Origin of the sequence: Micromonospora alfalfae (assembly GCF_022230925.1) — a bacterium.
Classification (GTDB): domain Bacteria; phylum Actinomycetota; class Actinomycetes; order Mycobacteriales; family Micromonosporaceae; genus Micromonospora; species Micromonospora alfalfae.
Window position 1 is genome coordinate 61,699 of record NZ_JAKKFH010000055.1, and the last position, 15,181, is coordinate 76,879.

15 protein-coding genes are annotated in these 15,181 nt (G+C 71.9%); 6 read left to right on the forward strand and 9 right to left on the reverse strand.

Annotated features, from left to right (window positions below):
* Positions 1-11 precede the first annotated feature (11 nt).
* On the reverse strand, positions 12-1,022 hold the full coding sequence (locus MED01_RS31580; protein ID WP_238672114.1) for a saccharopine dehydrogenase NADP-binding domain-containing protein: 1,011 nt from the start codon (positions 1,020-1,022) through the stop codon (positions 12-14).
* Between the two features lie 94 nt (positions 1,023-1,116).
* Between MED01_RS31580 and MED01_RS31585 the strand changes: the two genes are divergently transcribed.
* On the forward strand, positions 1,117-2,070 hold the full coding sequence (locus MED01_RS31585) for a helix-turn-helix domain-containing protein (RefSeq protein ID WP_238672115.1): 954 nt from the start codon (positions 1,117-1,119) through the stop codon (positions 2,068-2,070).
* An 8-nt stretch (positions 2,071-2,078) separates the two neighbouring features.
* On the opposite strand, the gene MED01_RS31590 is transcribed toward MED01_RS31585, so the two are convergent.
* The 5 genes from MED01_RS31590 to MED01_RS31610 all read right to left on the reverse strand — a co-directional run bounded on the left by MED01_RS31590 (position 2,079) and on the right by MED01_RS31610 (position 7,367).
* Complete coding sequence (locus MED01_RS31590) at positions 2,079-4,121, reverse strand: amylo-alpha-1,6-glucosidase (protein ID WP_238672189.1); 2,043 nt, start codon at positions 4,119-4,121, stop codon at positions 2,079-2,081.
* Positions 4,122-4,132: 11 nt separating this feature from the next.
* The gene (locus MED01_RS31595; protein ID WP_238672116.1) at positions 4,133-4,495 is read right to left on the reverse strand and encodes an SCP2 sterol-binding domain-containing protein; all 363 of its coding nucleotides are present in this window, start codon (positions 4,493-4,495) and stop codon (positions 4,133-4,135) included.
* Positions 4,496-4,576: 81 nt separating this feature from the next.
* Complete coding sequence (locus MED01_RS31600; protein WP_238672117.1) at positions 4,577-5,785, reverse strand: WD40/YVTN/BNR-like repeat-containing protein; 1,209 nt, start codon at positions 5,783-5,785, stop codon at positions 4,577-4,579.
* Complete coding sequence (locus MED01_RS31605; protein WP_238672118.1) at positions 5,772-6,284, reverse strand: RNA polymerase sigma factor; 513 nt, start codon at positions 6,282-6,284, stop codon at positions 5,772-5,774. The genes MED01_RS31600 and MED01_RS31605 overlap by 14 nt, the downstream gene beginning before the upstream one ends.
* 72 nt (positions 6,285-6,356) lie before the next feature.
* Complete coding sequence (locus MED01_RS31610; RefSeq protein WP_238672119.1) at positions 6,357-7,367, reverse strand: carboxypeptidase-like regulatory domain-containing protein; 1,011 nt, start codon at positions 7,365-7,367, stop codon at positions 6,357-6,359.
* A gap of 242 nt (positions 7,368-7,609) precedes the next feature.
* On the opposite strand from MED01_RS31610, the gene MED01_RS31615 reads away from it, so the two are divergent.
* From MED01_RS31615 to MED01_RS31625, 3 genes are all read left to right on the forward strand, one after another.
* On the forward strand, positions 7,610-8,560 hold the full coding sequence (locus MED01_RS31615; protein WP_238672120.1) for an SRPBCC family protein: 951 nt from the start codon (positions 7,610-7,612) through the stop codon (positions 8,558-8,560).
* Between the two features lie 29 nt (positions 8,561-8,589).
* Complete coding sequence (locus MED01_RS31620; RefSeq protein ID WP_238672121.1) at positions 8,590-9,762, forward strand: zinc-dependent alcohol dehydrogenase; 1,173 nt, start codon at positions 8,590-8,592, stop codon at positions 9,760-9,762.
* 349 nt (positions 9,763-10,111) lie between these two features.
* Entirely contained in the window at positions 10,112-10,687 is a 576-nt protein-coding gene (locus MED01_RS31625) for a GNAT family N-acetyltransferase (RefSeq protein WP_238672122.1), read from the forward strand.
* A 3-nt stretch (positions 10,688-10,690) separates the two neighbouring features.
* Here the strand turns inward: MED01_RS31625 and MED01_RS31630 are convergent, their stop codons facing one another.
* Positions 10,691-11,710: a S66 peptidase family protein gene (locus tag MED01_RS31630; protein WP_238672123.1), complete on the reverse strand. Its 1,020-nt coding sequence runs from the start codon at positions 11,708-11,710 to the stop codon at positions 10,691-10,693.
* Between the two features lie 402 nt (positions 11,711-12,112).
* On the opposite strand from MED01_RS31630, the gene MED01_RS31635 reads away from it, so the two are divergent.
* Complete coding sequence (locus MED01_RS31635; protein WP_238672124.1) at positions 12,113-12,499, forward strand: DUF2267 domain-containing protein; 387 nt, start codon at positions 12,113-12,115, stop codon at positions 12,497-12,499.
* Positions 12,500-12,533: 34 nt separating this feature from the next.
* Here MED01_RS31635 and MED01_RS31640 read toward each other — a convergent pair whose 3' ends face one another.
* Positions 12,534-14,012 (reverse strand): glutamate-cysteine ligase family protein, encoded by a 1,479-nt coding sequence (locus MED01_RS31640; RefSeq protein WP_238672125.1) that lies wholly within the window; start codon positions 14,010-14,012, stop codon positions 12,534-12,536.
* A 153-nt stretch (positions 14,013-14,165) separates the two neighbouring features.
* Here MED01_RS31640 and MED01_RS31645 point away from each other — a divergent pair, with 153 nt between their 5' ends.
* The gene (locus MED01_RS31645) at positions 14,166-14,504 is read left to right on the forward strand and encodes a DUF3817 domain-containing protein (RefSeq protein ID WP_112602008.1); all 339 of its coding nucleotides are present in this window, start codon (positions 14,166-14,168) and stop codon (positions 14,502-14,504) included.
* Between the two features lie 98 nt (positions 14,505-14,602).
* Here the strand turns inward: MED01_RS31645 and MED01_RS31650 are convergent, their stop codons facing one another.
* Positions 14,603-15,151 carry a hypothetical protein gene (locus tag MED01_RS31650; protein ID WP_238672190.1) on the reverse strand — a complete coding sequence of 183 codons (549 nt, stop codon included), beginning with the start codon at positions 15,149-15,151 and terminating at the stop codon, positions 14,603-14,605.
* Between the last annotated feature and the right edge of the window lie 30 nt (positions 15,152-15,181).

The window sequence follows — 15,181 nt, forward strand, 5'->3', positions numbered from 1 at the left end:
AATTGTCGGCCTCAGTCGCTGACCGGTTCGACGCGGATGGCCGGCGACAGCGCGCGCAGGAAATCAGGCGCGTCGAACATCTCGCCGGCGGAGGCGACGCCGCTGGTCCTCGTCCGACCATCGAGGACGCGCCGAACCGCCTCCACGGCCAGAGGCGCGCTGACGGCGTAGATGTCCCGACCAGTGGCCACGACGCGTCGGCGCACGTCGCCGCGACGCACGACGACGTCGACAGTGAACGTCTGCGCTGACCGGCCCAGCTCGTCGACCGCGACCGGCGCCGCCGCGGCGGCGAGGTCGGTGGTGGCGTCGACGGTCATGTAGGTGCGGACCTCGGGGATGTCCAGGTGACGGGGGATGGTGACGACGTCGGCCATGGTGAACTCCCCGAGGACGGTGCGCCGGCCCAGCGGCGCGGGGAAGGCCCAGTCCACCCTCGGCAGCTCCCCGCCGGAGTGGTACTCCAACCGGCCCCCGGTGTAGCGGACCCGCCGGCCGGCGCGGCGCTCACGGGAGACGACGCCCGCGGCGACCGTCCCGGCCGTCGGGTGCCAGCTGCTCAGTCCGTACGCGACGTGCGCCTCGTCGGCCGACGTCCAGTCGCCCATCGCCGTCGTCGCGAGCAGGTCACCGAGCCCGCCGAAGAAGGCCATCGCCGGCACCACCGCGACACCCGCCGCCCGGGCGCGCTCGGTGAAGTGCGTGAACGTGTCGACGTTGGCCTCGATCTCGGCCGCCACGTCCACGTACGGGATCCCGGCGCGCAGCGCGGCCTCGATCACACCTGCGGCCGTCGACGCGAACGGGCCGGCGCAGTTGATGACCGCGTCGACGCCGGTCAGCGCCACGTCGAGCGCGGCCGAATCGTCGGCCGACGCCACCCGGTAGTCGCGCCCGAACGCCTCCAGCCTGCGTGCGTCGCGGCCCACCGGAAGCGCACCGAACCCGCGCTCGCGCAGCTCCGCCATCACGAACCGCCCGGTGTGCCCGTACGCCCCGAACACCGCCACCTGGTAACCCATGGATGCCCCCTCGAAAGATCGACTGGGACCAGCCTCGCGCAGCGGTCGGCGGCCGACCAGTGTCGGGAACGCCAACTCCCGTACAGTTTCGGACATGGCCCTTGTCGCGATCGCCGCCACCGACGGGATGCTGCACTTCGAGCTGGCCCTGGCCTGCGAGGTCTTCGCCCACGACCCCTCCGGCCTGGCCGACCCCTGGTACGACGTGGCGATCTGCGGCCCCGGCCCGGTCCGGGTCGGCCGCTTCCTGGTGGCGCCCGACGACGGGTTGGACCGCCTCGCCCGAGCCGACACCGTGATCGTTCCGTCGGTCGAGGACGTCGACGCGGACGTGCCCCCCGACCTGCTCGACGCCGTCCGCGCGGCCCACCGGTCGGGTGCCCGGATGGTCTCGCTGTGCACCGGCGCGTTCGTGCTGGCTGCCGCCGGGGTGCTCGACGGACTGCGGGCCACCACGCACTGGGCCCACACCGAGGCGCTGGCCGCCCGCCATCCCCGGGTGCGGGTCGATCCGGACGTGCTCTACGTCGACAACGGCACCGTGCTCGCCTCCGCCGGCAAGGCCGCCGCGATCGACCTGTGCCTGCACCTGATCCGCCGCGACCACGGCTCGACCGTCGCCAACGCCGTCGCCCGCCGCCTGGTCGTGCCACCGCACCGCGCCGGCGGTCAGGCCCAGTACCTCACCACCCCGGTGCCCGCCCGTGACGACCACCCGCTGGCCACCCTGTTCCCCTGGGTGCTGGCCCGCCTGGACCGGCCGTTGACCGTCGAGGACCTGGCCCGGCAGGCGAACATGAGCTCCCGCAACCTGGCCCGCCAGTTCCGGTCCGACACCGGCACCACTCCACTGCTGTGGCTGTCGACGCAGCGGATCCGCCGCGCCCAGGAACTGCTGGAGCAGACCGACGACAGCATCGACGCCATCGCCCAGGCGGCCGGCATGGGCACCGCCGCGACGCTGCGTCGACACTTCCACCGCACCGTCGGCGTGCCCCCGGACGCCTACCGGCGCACTTTCCGGGCCACCGGGCCCGCCGTCGGTTGACCGTGCCGTCAGCGCTGGTCCGGGCGTTGGCGGGCGAACGCGTCGCGCTTGCCCCAACGGCCGGGGATGTCCAGGAGCGCGATCCGCCCGAAGGCGGTGGGCAGCGCGGGGTCCACGGCCAGGTGGTCATCGTGCGGGTTGATACCGAGCATGGTGCGGATCAGCAGCATCGTGGCGCCGCTGGACCAGGCCTGCGGGCTGCCGGCGGTCGGGTACCGGATCGGAAACCGGGTGGTGTCGCGGTGGAACCCGCCGAACGCCTCGGGTAACCGACCCTCGAAGTAGGTGGCGGCGGAGAGGATGCCCTCGGCGATGCGGGCCGCCTCGTTGCCGAACCCGTAGCGGCGCAGACCCCAGGCGATGAACGAGTTGTCGAACGGCCAGACCGTGCCGTTGTGGTAGCCGAGCGGGTTGTAGCGGCGCTGCCCCTCGGCGAACGTCCGCACCCCCCAACCGGAGAAGAGCGCCGGCCCCATCAGGTGTTCGACCACCCGCGCAGCCCGCTCCGGTGGCACGATGCCGCTCCACAACAGGTGCCCGATGTTTGACGACAGGCTGTCCACGGGAGTGCCGTCGTGGTCGAGCGCGAGGGCGTAGAAGCCGCGGTCCTCAAGCCAGAAGTCCCGGTTGAACCTGTCGTACAGGGCCGCCGCCTCGCTCTCCAGCCGCTCCGCGAAGGCAGGGTCACCCCAGAACGTACGGGCCAGTCGTGCCCCCCGCATCTTCGCGTCGTAGGCGTACCCCTGGGTCTCGCAGGTGGCCCTCGGGAAGCCTGGCAGCCGGCCGTCGGCGTAGGAGATGCTGTCCCAGGAGTCCTTCCAGCACTGGTTGTCCAGGCCGGTGGCGCGGTTGCGTCGCTGGTACCAGACGTAGCCGGTGGAGGTCAGGTCCGCATACCTGTCGATCCAGGCCAGAGCCGCGCGGGCCTCCTGCTCCAACTCCCGCACCAGCGTTGTGTCGCCGCTCCACCGCTCGTACTCGTCGAGCAGCACCACGAACAGCGGCGAGGCGTCCACGGTGCCGTAGTAGGGGGAGTGCGGCTGCTCCTCGAACGCGGCCGACTCCCCGTAGCGCAGCTCGTGCAGGATCCGGCCCGGGTCCTCCTCCAACACGTCATCGGTTCGGGCGCCCTGCAGCGACGCGAGGATCCGCAGTGTCGGTGGGGTCAGCGACGGGGTGACCGGCAGGGTCTGCAGGCAGGTCAACAGGCTGTCGCGACCGAACAGGGTCATGAACCAGGGCAACCCGGCCGCGGGCACGCTCGCCCCGCCGAGCGAGAGCGGAGCGAAGCGCAGCGCCGCCAGGTCCACCAGGCTGCGGTGGTAGACCTGCTGGAGGCCGACGCTGTCGGTGTCCAGGGTCGGGGCCGCCGCTACCCAGGCCTGCATGCTCCTGGGCAGTGTGGAGTCGTCCGGCCGTTGGGCCCGCAGGGCGCTGCGCAGGTCGACGCCGTCCGGGCGCAGCGCCAGCATGACGGCCTGCAACTGGGTGGACCACTGCTGCTCGGGGCGCAGCCGGACCGCGAACCGGAGGCCGCCCGGGTCGTACTCCGCGGGCTCACTCGCCGACACGACGACCTCACGTCGGAAGGTGCCGCGCCGGTAGCCCAGCCGCAACTCGTTCGTGCCGACGTGCGTGTAGTACGCGCCGCTCTTGTCGCCGATGTCGAACTTGATCTCGAAGATGTCGGCGAAGTCGGCGGCCACCTCCAGACGCACGTCGAGCGTCATGTCCCGCTCGCCGTAATTGAAGATCGTCAGCGACTCGGTGAGGTCCGGGCCGATGCGCCTGCGCCGGATGGCCGAAACGTCGGCCTCCACGTAGTCCACCGCCGCGCCGGGCACCGCGAAGAACGTGACCTCGAAGTACTGGCTGTCGTCCACCGACAGCGCGGTCATGCACTCGCCGTTGACAGTGAGCCGCCAGCGGGACAGAAAGCGCGTGTCAGCGGCGAAGAGGCCGACCGGGGTGCTCGGGGACGGCTGCACGTCGCCGCTGGCGTCGGACACCATGAAGGTGTTCCCGTCGATGCACGCCACAGTGCCCGCGATGTCCCTCACGGTCACGTCCCACTGTCGGGAGCGTCGCGTTGAAGCCGCCCGGGCTCTCGCGGAAACAGCCGCCCGATGCGCAACGCCAGGGCGAGATCACCGTCGACCATGATCTCGCCCCGGGTGATCGCCGCGAGCCCGTTCACCTCGCCCCGCGCCATCGCCTCCGCGACCTGCGCGGACACCTGGATCACAGTGGTGGCGGGGGCGCCGCTTCGGGTCACCCGCATCCGGCCATGATCGATGTCCAGCAGCCACTGCTCCAGGGTGCCGTCGTCGCGGATGTCGAATCGCACGCTGCCGCAGACCTTGCTGAACCGCGGATCCTGGCCAGCCCCGGTCAACCGCTCGAAGAAGGCGCTGGTCTCCGACATCCCACCTCCTCCGGCGCTGGTAAGAGCGGATGCCGGCTACCCGCTGCCGCGCACTTGTAACGCCGGGTGGTGCCCCCATGTTCAGGGTGCGAGCGAGAAACGCGTCCAGGTGGTCGCGTCCGCGGTGACGAGGACGTGTTCCGGCTCGCCCGTCGACCCGTCGTCACGCCCGAAGAGCCAGGCGTAGCCGGGCGCGACACTGACCGCGCCGACGAGCCGGCCGTACTCCCGGGCGACAGTGAACTGCCGCCCGTCGTCCCGGCTGACCAGCAGCCGCGCGCGGCGGTCGGGTTCGGTGCCCGCACCGGACGTGATCGCCAGCAGGGACCGGTCCGAGCCCACCGTGAGGTCGTAGTGCGCCTGCGCGGGCAACTCGGCGCCGGTGTCCGTCCAGGTCTTCGCGCCGTTCGTGGTCCGCAGCAGCCGCATCCCGCCGCCCGCCGTCGACGGTTCGGTCAGCACGTACCCGTTCCGGTCGTCGAGCCCGACCGCTGCGATCACGTCCCCGCCGTCGCCCACCTCCCAGGTGGTCCAGGTCGCGCCTCGGTCGGCGCTGCGCGCGACGGTTGACCCCTGGGCGCTCGACGTCCGGTACGTGGCCCAGATGCTGCCGTCCGCTGCCGGGTAGAGGCTGAACAGCGGACGCTGCGTGGGCGCCCTGGCGGTGAGGCGGTACACCGTTCCACTCGACGGGTCCACCGCCAGCGGCTCCGACACCGGTGCGCAGCCGAATCCGCAGAGGACCGGTCGGGCCGTCGCCGGAAACGTGGGTACGGCGACGATCGCCGAACCCGCGTCCCGCCAGGTGCGGCCGTAGTCAGTGGAGAGGTGGGCCAGCCCCGAGTCGGTGACCAGGTAGGACCGCTCACCGAGGACGGAGAAGTCAGTGCCGCTGCCCGGCGTCCCGGCCGCGGTGCCGGCCGCGCATCTGGTGCCCTCGAAGCGCGCCGCGTCCCAGTCCGACCAACTGCGGCCACCGTCGCCGGTGTACGAGAAGCGCACGACGCAGCCGTCCTGCCGCACGTCGACCCCGGCGTCGGGCCCGGTCAGCGTGAGTTGGCTGAACTGCCCGTCTGACGGCGTCGGCGGGTCGGCCGGCGCGGCCCGGTCCGGCTCGACCACCAGCGGTACGACCGCCAGCCCGGCCAGTACGACCAGCGCGGTCGCCACCATCGCGACCGACCGGTGCCGACGGGACCGGGCGGTGGTGCGCAGCTCGTCGAGGGGAGGCGGTGACACGGCCTCGGTGACGGTGTCCACGTCGAATCCGGAAAACTCACGACCGGACATCGATCCTCCCGGTTTCCGTAGCGTCGGCGTCGGCGAGCAGTGCCGCCAGGGCCACCCTGCCCCGTGACAACCGGGACTTCACCGTCCCGGACGACACGCCCAGCGTGGCGGCGACCTCGTCCACCGGCAGGTCGACGAGGTAGTGCAGGGCCAGCGCGTGTCGCTGCCCCTCGGGTAGCACGCGCAGCGCGGCGAGCAGGGCGAGGTGCTCCGGGGAGTGGTCGGCGACGGCCGGCGGCGGGCCGATCCGGCGCAGCAGGCCGTCCAGCATCCGACGACGGCGGTACCGGCTGCGGGCCCAGTTCACGGCGACCCGACGCAACCAGGCCTCCGGGTTCTCCAGCCCGGCGAACCGCCCCGGCGACACCAGCGCACGGGTGAACGCCTCCTGGACCGCCTCCTGCGCCTCGGTCAGGTCGCCGGTCACCGCGTACAGCTGGACCACCAGGCGTCGGAAACAGCCGGCGTAGAGCTCGGAGATCAGATCGCCGTCGGACACCGCCACCCCCCTTCTCCACCATTCCCACCAATGGGCCGGGGAGAAGGTTCCGGTGGACGACCAGAATCCGGGTCAGCCGAGGTCGAAGTCCACCACGACCGGGGCCCGCCCGACCCGCACCGGGGTCGCGGCGTCGAAGCCGGCGGCGTCGCGGTGCCAGACCGGCGGGGTGTACGCGCAGTCGCAGCGCAGCTTCACCCGCTGCCCGGGGAGCAGGCGCAGGGCGTAACCGCTGCCCACGTCCGCGACGCCGGCCAGGTCCCCGGTGGCCGGGTCGAACGCCATCACCTGGGCGTAGGTGAGCAGCTCGTCGACCCGTACCGCCCCGCCGAGCGGCGTCCCGGCGGGTAGCGCCTGGTTCAGGGTCACCGTCTGGTGGCTGCGGACCCGCACCGGCCGCGCCTGCTGCCGACTGCCCACCCCACCGGACCACACCGTCGCCAGGCCGGCGGCGGCAAACTGCACGGGCCAGTGGTACGGGCCGAGGCCGGTGATCGTGTAGCGGCCGTCGTCGTCGGTGGTCGGGCTGTGGTCGCCGTACTTCGGATCCGGCACGTACGGCACCACCATGACCCGGGCGCGCGGAACCGGGGCGCCCGTCGCCGCGTCGGTCACCACTCCGACCACGGTGCCGGGCGGGTCGAGCCGGATGTCCGGCACGCCGGTCACCGCACCGGCGCGTACCTGGACCACCCGGGCCCGCTCACGCTCACCGGTGCCACCGTGCCGGCCCACCCACTGCCAGCCGTGCACCGTCGTGTCGTAGGGGCGCACCAGCAGCCGGTACCTCCCCGGGGCGACGTCCCCGGTCACCAGGACTCCCTGCTCGTCGGCGCAACCCCCGTACCGTCCGAGCTGGTCCTCGCCGAGCGTGACCGCCGCCAACGCCGCGGCGTCCACCGGGACGAGCGCGGCGCAGGCCCGGGGGACCGGTGCGCCGGTCGTCGCGTCGCGGACCACGGTGCGGACACCGCCGGGCGCGGGCGACCCGGGGGTACGCGCGGCAGCCGGCGCGGCGGCCTCCCCGACGAGCAGTACGACGGCGATGGTGGCGGTCAGCTGGCGCAGCAGAGCGCGGCTCATGGGGATGTCCTTCCGGCGGCGCGACGGGTTGGGCCGACGGTAACGGCATTCAAGTGATCCAAATCGGTCAATGTCGCGATGCCGACCGATGCCGTAGGCGATCTCGCCCACACCGCCCGCGTCTGACGTTCTCCCCCGAACCCGGCGCGCGCGGCACCGGTACGACATAACGTCACGGGGGCGGGGACCACCGCCGCCCCCGCCGGCGGGCCGGCGGCGACGCCCACCGGAAGGGACCGGACATGAGTCGTGTCGACACTGTGCTCCTGCCGGAGCTGGACCGGCCGGTGCCGGCGACGCTGCCGAGCGCGCTCGGCCTGCTGAGCCTGGCCCTGGGAGTGGGCGCGCTGGTCGCGCCCGGACCCGTCGCGCGACTGACCGGGGTGGACGACTCCCCGGCCGCGCGGTCCGTGCTTCCGGCCATCGGCCTACGGGAGTTGGGCAGCGCCGCCGGCCTGCTCAGCGGTCGTCGTCCGGCCAGCTGGGCCTGGAGCCGGGTGGCCGGCGACGCCATGGACCTCACAGTGCTCGGGCGGGCCCTCGCCGACCGCAGCGGTGAACGCCGCCGCCGAGTCGCGCTGACCACGCTCGCCATCGCCGGCATCACCGCTGTCGACGTGCTCGCCGCCGTCCGCGTCGGGCGGGCTGGACGGGCCCGCGCCCGGCTGATCAGGATGCAGATCGCGGTGACTGTGAACCGGTCGCCCGCCGAGGCGTACCGGTTCTGGCGGGACATGGAGAACCTGCCCCGGTTCATGGCGCACCTGGAGTCCGTCCGCGCCGACGACCTGCGCCGTTCGCACTGGATCGCCAGTGGCCCGGCCGGGCACCGCGTCGAGTGGGACGCCGAGATCATCGACGACCAGCCGAACAAGTCGATCACCTGGCGGTCGCTGCCGGGGACCCGGGTGCCCAACGCCGGCCGGGTCCGGTTCGTGCCCGCGCCCGGCGACCGGGGGACCGAGGTGCGGGTGGAGCTGCGCTACGCGCCACCGGCCGGCGCGCTCGGCCGAGCGGTGGCGAAGCTCTTCGGCGAGGAACCCGAGCAGCAGGTCCGTGACGACCTGCGCCGCTTCAAGCAGGTGCTGGAGACCGGCGAGGTCGTCCGCTCCGAGGGCAGTCCCAACGGCATCTCCGTACGCCAACAGGCCATGCAGCGACCCGCCCAGCCGCTGCCGGCGTCCCGCCGCTGACCGCCCGAGCTCTCCGAAAGGGACCGAGAATGAAGGCCACCGCCTGGATGGGCGCCGACAGCGTCAAGGTCATCGACGTACCCGACCCGAAGATCATGAACTCCCGGGACGCGATCGTCCGGATCAGCACCACCGCGATCTGCGGCTCCGACCTGCACCTCTACCACGGCTACATCCCCGCGATGCGCAAGGGCGACATCCTCGGCCACGAGTTCATGGGCGAGGTGGTGGAGGTGGGCCCGCAGGTCCGCAACCTCGCCCCCGGCGACCGGGTGGTGGTGCCCTTCCCGATCGCCTGCGGGCACTGCTCGTCCTGCCAGCGTGGCCTCTACTCGGTCTGCGAGAACTCCAACCCGAACGCCGGCATCGCCGAGAAGATCATGGGGCACTCGCCCGCCGGCATCTTCGGCTACTCGCACCTGCTCGGCGGCTACGCCGGTGGCCAGGCCGAGTACGCCCGGGTGCCGTTCGCCGACGTCGGTCCGGTCAAGGTGCCCGACGAGATCAGCGACGACCAGGCGGTGATGCTGGCCGACGTGTTCCCGACCGGCTACATGGGCGCCGAGATGTGCGACATCAAACCCGGGCAGGTGATCGCCGTCTGGGGGGCCGGGCCGGTCGGGCTGCTCGCCGCGGCCAGCGCCCGGCTGCTCGGCGCGGAGCGGGTGATCGTCATCGACCGGTTCCCGTACCGGCTGCGGCTGGCCGAGGAGCACATCGACGCCGAGACGATCAACTACGAGGAAACCGACGTGCTGGACGCCCTCAACGAGATGACCGCCGGCCGGGGCCCCGACGCGTGCATCGACGCGGTGGGCATGGAGGGCCACCACGCCAACGCCGCCATGTACGCCTACGACCGGGCCAAGCAGGCCGCGCGGGTGGAGACGGAACGACCGTTCGCGCTGCGACAGGCGATCCTCGCCTGCCGCTCCGGCGGGGTGGTCTCGGTCGTCGGCGCGTACGGCGGCTTCGTCGACAAGTTCCCGATGGGCGCGTTCATGAACCGCTCGCTGGTCATGCGGACCGGTCAGTGCCACGTCCAGCGCTACACCCGGCCGCTACTGGAGCGCATCCAGCGCGGCGAGATCGACCCGAGCTTCATCGTCAGCCACCGGATGCCGCTGCGGGACGCGCCGAAGGGCTACAAGATCTTCCAGAAGAAGCAGGACGACTGTACGAAGGTGCTGCTCAAGGTTTGACCGGCGGCGAGGTCTGCCGGCGGAGAAGTTCTTCGCACGCTGCCTTTGGAGTTGATGTCGCAACGATTCAGCCCGGCTGGTTTGGCTGCCTCTGCCAGAGAGTCCGGCGGCTGGGTCGGGCTGGGTCGGGCTGGGTCGGGCTGGGCTGGGCTGGGGTGGGCCGGGCTGGGCCGGGCTGGGCTGGGGTGGGGTGGGGTGGGCTGGGGCAGGCGGGGGCTCGGGCTGGGGGTGATGTCGTCAACGATTCAACTCCAAAGGAGCCGACCAGAGCCTCGGCTACCAACGCCGGTCGCTCTGCGCGCACACGCCCCGAACCCAGCTTCGGCTCTGCGCAAGCTAGCGTGGCGCCATGGAGAGTGGCGGTATGTCGGTGGCTGTCTCGGTCGATCTCACTGTCCGGCTACGGCCGGTTGCCGAGCCCGACCTGGCGATGCTCCGGCGGTTCTGCACCGAGCCGGGCCTGATCGGTTTGGACTGGGCCGGCTTCCGGGACGCCGGGGCGCCGGCGCGGCGGTTCGCCGTCGACGGCTACCTCGGCGAGGACGACGGACGGCTCGTCGTGGAGGTCGAGCAGAAGCAGGCCGCCGCCGGCATCGTCAGCTACACCGCTGGGCGTTACGCCGGCCGGGCATCGTACTGGGAGATCGGCATCGCCCTGCTGCCGCAGTGGCGGGGGAGGGGCATCGGCTGGCGCGCCCAGGCGTTGCTCTGCGACTACCTCTTCCACCACAGCCCTGCCCAGCGCATCCAGGCCGGTACGCACCCGGAGAACGTCGCCGAGCAACGGGCGCTGGAAAAGGCCGGCTTCCAGCTTGAGGGCGTCGTGCGGGCCAGCGAGTTTCGGGCTGGCCAGTGGCGCGACGGCTACCTGTACAGCCGGCTGCGCGACGACCCGTCACCCTGGGACCCGACGCCGCAGGCCTGAGCGCTAGCGCGGGCGGACCCCCGGCTCCACGGTCAGGGTCCCCGCCGCGGCGTCGATCGTGGCGCGCGAGCCCAACGGAACGGTGAGCTGCCCGTTGCCATGCCCCAGCCGTAGCCCACCCAGGACCGGCACGCCCAGGTCGTACAGGCGGTCCTTGAGCACCGATGCCGCGTCCCACTCGCCCGGCTCACCGACACTGTTGGTGATCTGGCCGATGACCACACCGGCGACCCTGCGCAGCACGCCCACCCGGCGCAGCTCGGTCAGCATGCTGTCGATGCTGTACGGAGCCTCGTCCACGTCCTCGAAGAAGAGGATCGCGCCGTCGAACTTCGGGGAGTCCTCCGCGCCGAGCGAGGTGGAGATCAACGTCAGGCAACCGCCGAGCAGAGGCCCCGAAGCCCTCCCCGGCACCACCACGGAAGCGGCTGTCTCGGCCGGGTCCCGGGAGATCGTGACCGGTGCTGTGGTCATCACCGCGGTGCGCAGCGCCTCGGCCGAGTCGGGGCCGGTGCGGTCGTCACTCCAGTTGACCATGGGGCCGTAGAAGGTGACCAGGCCCGTCTCGCGCCAGAGCTTGCCGTGGATGCTGGTGATGTCGCTGAAACCGACGACCACCCGGGGGTCCCTGCGCAGAACAGACACGTCGATCTGGTCGACGATCCGCTGCGTGCCGTAACCACCGCGGGCGGCGAAGACGGCCCGGACGCCCGGGTCGGTGAGGGCGGCGTTCAGGTCGGCCAGCCGCTGCGCGTCGGTGCCGGCCAGATAGCCGTACCTGGTGAAGACGTGCCTGCCCAGCTCGACCTCCAGGCCCCAGCTCCGCAGGATCTCGATGCCGCGAGCCATGTTCGTGGGGTCGGGCGTGCTGCCGGGCGAGACCACCCGGACCCGGTCACCGGGTGCCAGCGCCGGCGCCCGCAGGACGCGCTTCGCGCCAGCCGGCGCGGCCTGCGCGGACGTTGCCTCCGCCGAGCCGACGAGCACCGCGCCACCGGCCGCCGCCGCTCCCATCCGCAGCATGTGTCGACGGGACAGGGGAACCCGCGTGGGCTCCTGGATCGCGGCTGGGTCTGTTCCAGAAGTGGCCATCGGCGTGCGTCCCCTCATCGTGATCAGACGATGTGTGCGAGCTGCCACAGCCTACGACGGACTTCGATCGCCATGGGGGTCCACAAAGGACGGCGTCCGTCCGCGCGGACGCGCGGTGGCCCTGCGCCAGCGGGCGAGCCTCCGGCACGGCCCGACCCGGCTCAGCCGGCAACCCGAGTGACGTGACTGGCATGTTTTGTGCGGCCCCGCCCGCCGATGGCGGGGAGTCCGGATCCGCGCGTGACCCCGTTTGCCGCCAGGGAGCCGGGGAACTCGCCCCGTTCGTCCGCAGGCAGGCCTGACGGCATGCCGACGAGACCGAAGGAGCGGGGCATGGAGTACGAGCAGATGATCGCCACGGTACGACAGCGCGCGGGCCTCGGTGAGAACGAGGCCGTACGGTCCATACAGGCCGTCCTGTCGGTGCTCGGTGAACGGCTCGCCGGGCAGGAGGCAGACAACCTGGCGGCACAGCTACCGGAGCGGCTGAACGGATCCGTCACCCGCAACCCGCAGGGCCGCCGGTGGGACGTCGGCGAGTTCCTGAAGAACGTCGGCGACCGCGAACAGGTCGCGAACGCGGACCAGGTGCGTCAACACGCCCAGGCGGTGTTGCGTACCGTCGCCGAGGCGCTGAACGACGACGAGCGACACGACCTGCTGGCCCAGCTTCCCGGCGGCATCACCGATCTCTTCGGTGTTCCCACCCCGCGAGGCTGAGCCCCGCGCCGATCGGGCGACCCATCCGGTGTGCTCAAGGGATCGGCCACTCGTGCACCGGCCGGTTGCTGTGCATCAGGTCGACGTAGTGTCGGACCACCTCGCGCAGCGCCTCCGGCCGGTCCAGGTGGTCGGCCGACTCCAACCGGTGCAGCGTCTCCACCTGCCAGGTCGCGCCGTTGCGGCCGGTCAGGCAGCGCTGCTCGATGATGCCGAGCAACCGGTCGCGCTCGGCCGGGTCGAGCCCCCACCGGTCCAGGCCGTGATGCGCCATCGGCAGCAACCGGCGCAACACCAGCTCGGTGACGGGCAGGTAACCGAGACCGGGCCAGAAGACCTGCGCGTCGACGCCGTGCCGGGCGCAGCTGGTGAAGTTTTCCTCTGCGGCGCTGAACGACATCTGCGACCACAGCGGCCGGTCCGACTCGGCGAGGGCGCGCACCAACCCGAAGTAGAAGGCGCCGTTGGCGATGGTGTCCAGCACTGTCGGGCCGGCGGGCAGCACCCGATTTTCCACACGCAGGTGCGGCCGGCCCCGTGACACGTCGTACACCGGGCGGTTCCACCGGTAGACGGTGCCGTTGTGCAGGCGCAACTCGGCCAGATTGGGCACTTCACCGGCCGCGAGGGCCTGCGCCGGGTCCTCCGGGTCGCAGACCGGCAGCAGCGCCGGGAAGTAGCGCACGTTTTCCTCGAACAGGTCGAACACGCTGGTGATCCAGCGTTCGCCGAACCAGACCCGGGGGCGTACCCCCTGGGCTTTTATCTCCTCCGACCGGGTGTCGGTGGCCTGCTGGAACAGCGGAATGCGGGTTTCGCGCCACAACTCCCGGCCGAAGAACAACGGCGAGTTCGCGCCGACCGCGACCTGGACGCCGGCCACCGCCTGGGCGGCGTTCCAGTAGTCGGCGAACTGGGCCGGGCTGACCTGGAGGTGGAACTGGGTGCTGGTGCAGGCCGCCTCCGGGGTGATTGTGTCGGCGGTGACCGCCAGACGTTCCACACCGCTGATGGCGATCGGCAGGTCCTCGCCGCGGGCCGCGAAGATCTGCTCGTTGAGCAGCTTGTAGCGGGGGTTGGCCGACAGCGTCTCGGCGGTCAGGTGCTCGGGGCGCAGCGTCGGCAGGATCCCGATCATGACCATGTGCGCGCCGATCGCCCGGGCCTTCACCTCGGCGGCGTTGAGGCTGGCCCGCACGTACTCCTCGAAGTCGGCGGTGCCGGTGCCGGTCAGCCGGCGCGGCGGCACGTTGATCTCGACGTTGAACTGGCCCAGCTCGGTCTGGAAACTCTCATCGGCGATGGCCGCCAGCACGTCGGCGTTGCGCATCGCCGGATTCGAGGCCTCGTCGACCAGGTTCAGCTCGATCTCCACGCCGGTCATCGGCCGGTCGAGGTCGAAGCGGGACTCGCGCAGCATCTCGGCGAAGACATCCAGGCAGCGGCGGACCTTGTCGCGGTAGCGGGCTCGATCCTCTCGACTGAAGGTTCGTACGCCGACGTCCTCGCCCATGGTCACCACCCCGTCACCGCTGGTCCCCCTAACCTCGCACGTGATCGGCGGGCGGGGGAAGACCCGAGGACCCTTTCCTACCCAACTGCCCGCCCTGTTAGCCCAGTCAGACAGGACCGATAGCATTGCGGCCCGAGAGGTGGTGGCGTGCGGATGCGCGAGAAGGTGACCCGGCTGTTCGTCGCGGCGGCGATCGCCGAGGCCTGCTCCTGGCTGGCCCTGCTGGTCGGCATGCTGGTCAAGTACGGTCCGCCCGACAACGAGCTGGGCGTCAAGATCTTCGGGCCGATCCACGGCGGGCTGTTCGTCGCCTATGTCCTGCTGGTGCTGGCCGTGGCCCGGCTGCACCGGTGGAGCCTGCTGGCCACGGCGGTGGCCCTGGCCAGCGCGGTGCCGCCGTTCGCCACCCTGGCCTTCGAGCGCTGGGCCCGCCGCCGGGGCATGCTCGGCGTCGACCGGCAGCCGGCCCGCGAGCCCGCCCCGGTCGGCTGAACCGCCGACCCGCCCGCGAGCCCGCCCCGGTCGGCTGAACCGCCGACCCGACCGCGCACCCGTCGCGGTCGGCTGAAGCGCCGACCCGCCCGGGTCGATCAGGTCAGCGCGGAGCAGGCCGCGATGCCCGCCAACAGCAGCGTGCCCAGGAAAGCCTGCAACAGCAGTGGCGGCCCGAGATGCGACCAGAGCGTCGCCGTACGCGGGGTCAGCAGCTGCCCGGTGGTGAGGTTGACGATCCGCTCGATCCGGGGCGGCAGCTCCGGGTCGCGTTGCGGGCGCAGGGTGAGCTGCACCTGGTCTGCCGGGTGCAGGGCGCTCTGTGGCAGGTGCCCGTGCAGCTCCACCTCGCAGAGCTGACCGGCGGTGTTGCGTAGCCGCACCGGGGTGACCAGGTATTCCGGACCCTGCTTCAGCTCCTTCCAGCGACGGCGGGTGCCGCCGCCGCCGAACGAGAAGAGCGAGCGCAGCAGCAGGGCGGGCAGCCGGGCGAAGGCCGCCGCGGTGAGCACCGCCACCAGCACCGGCTGACCGATGCGTACCTCACGGGTGTAGCCGTCGAGCAGGCGGATCAGCCGCCCGGTGACGATTCGTTCCGTCGGGTGCACGATCCGTCGGGTGTCGAGTCCGCTGTCCATTTCCACCACCGAGAGTCCGCTTGTGTTCACAGATCGTAT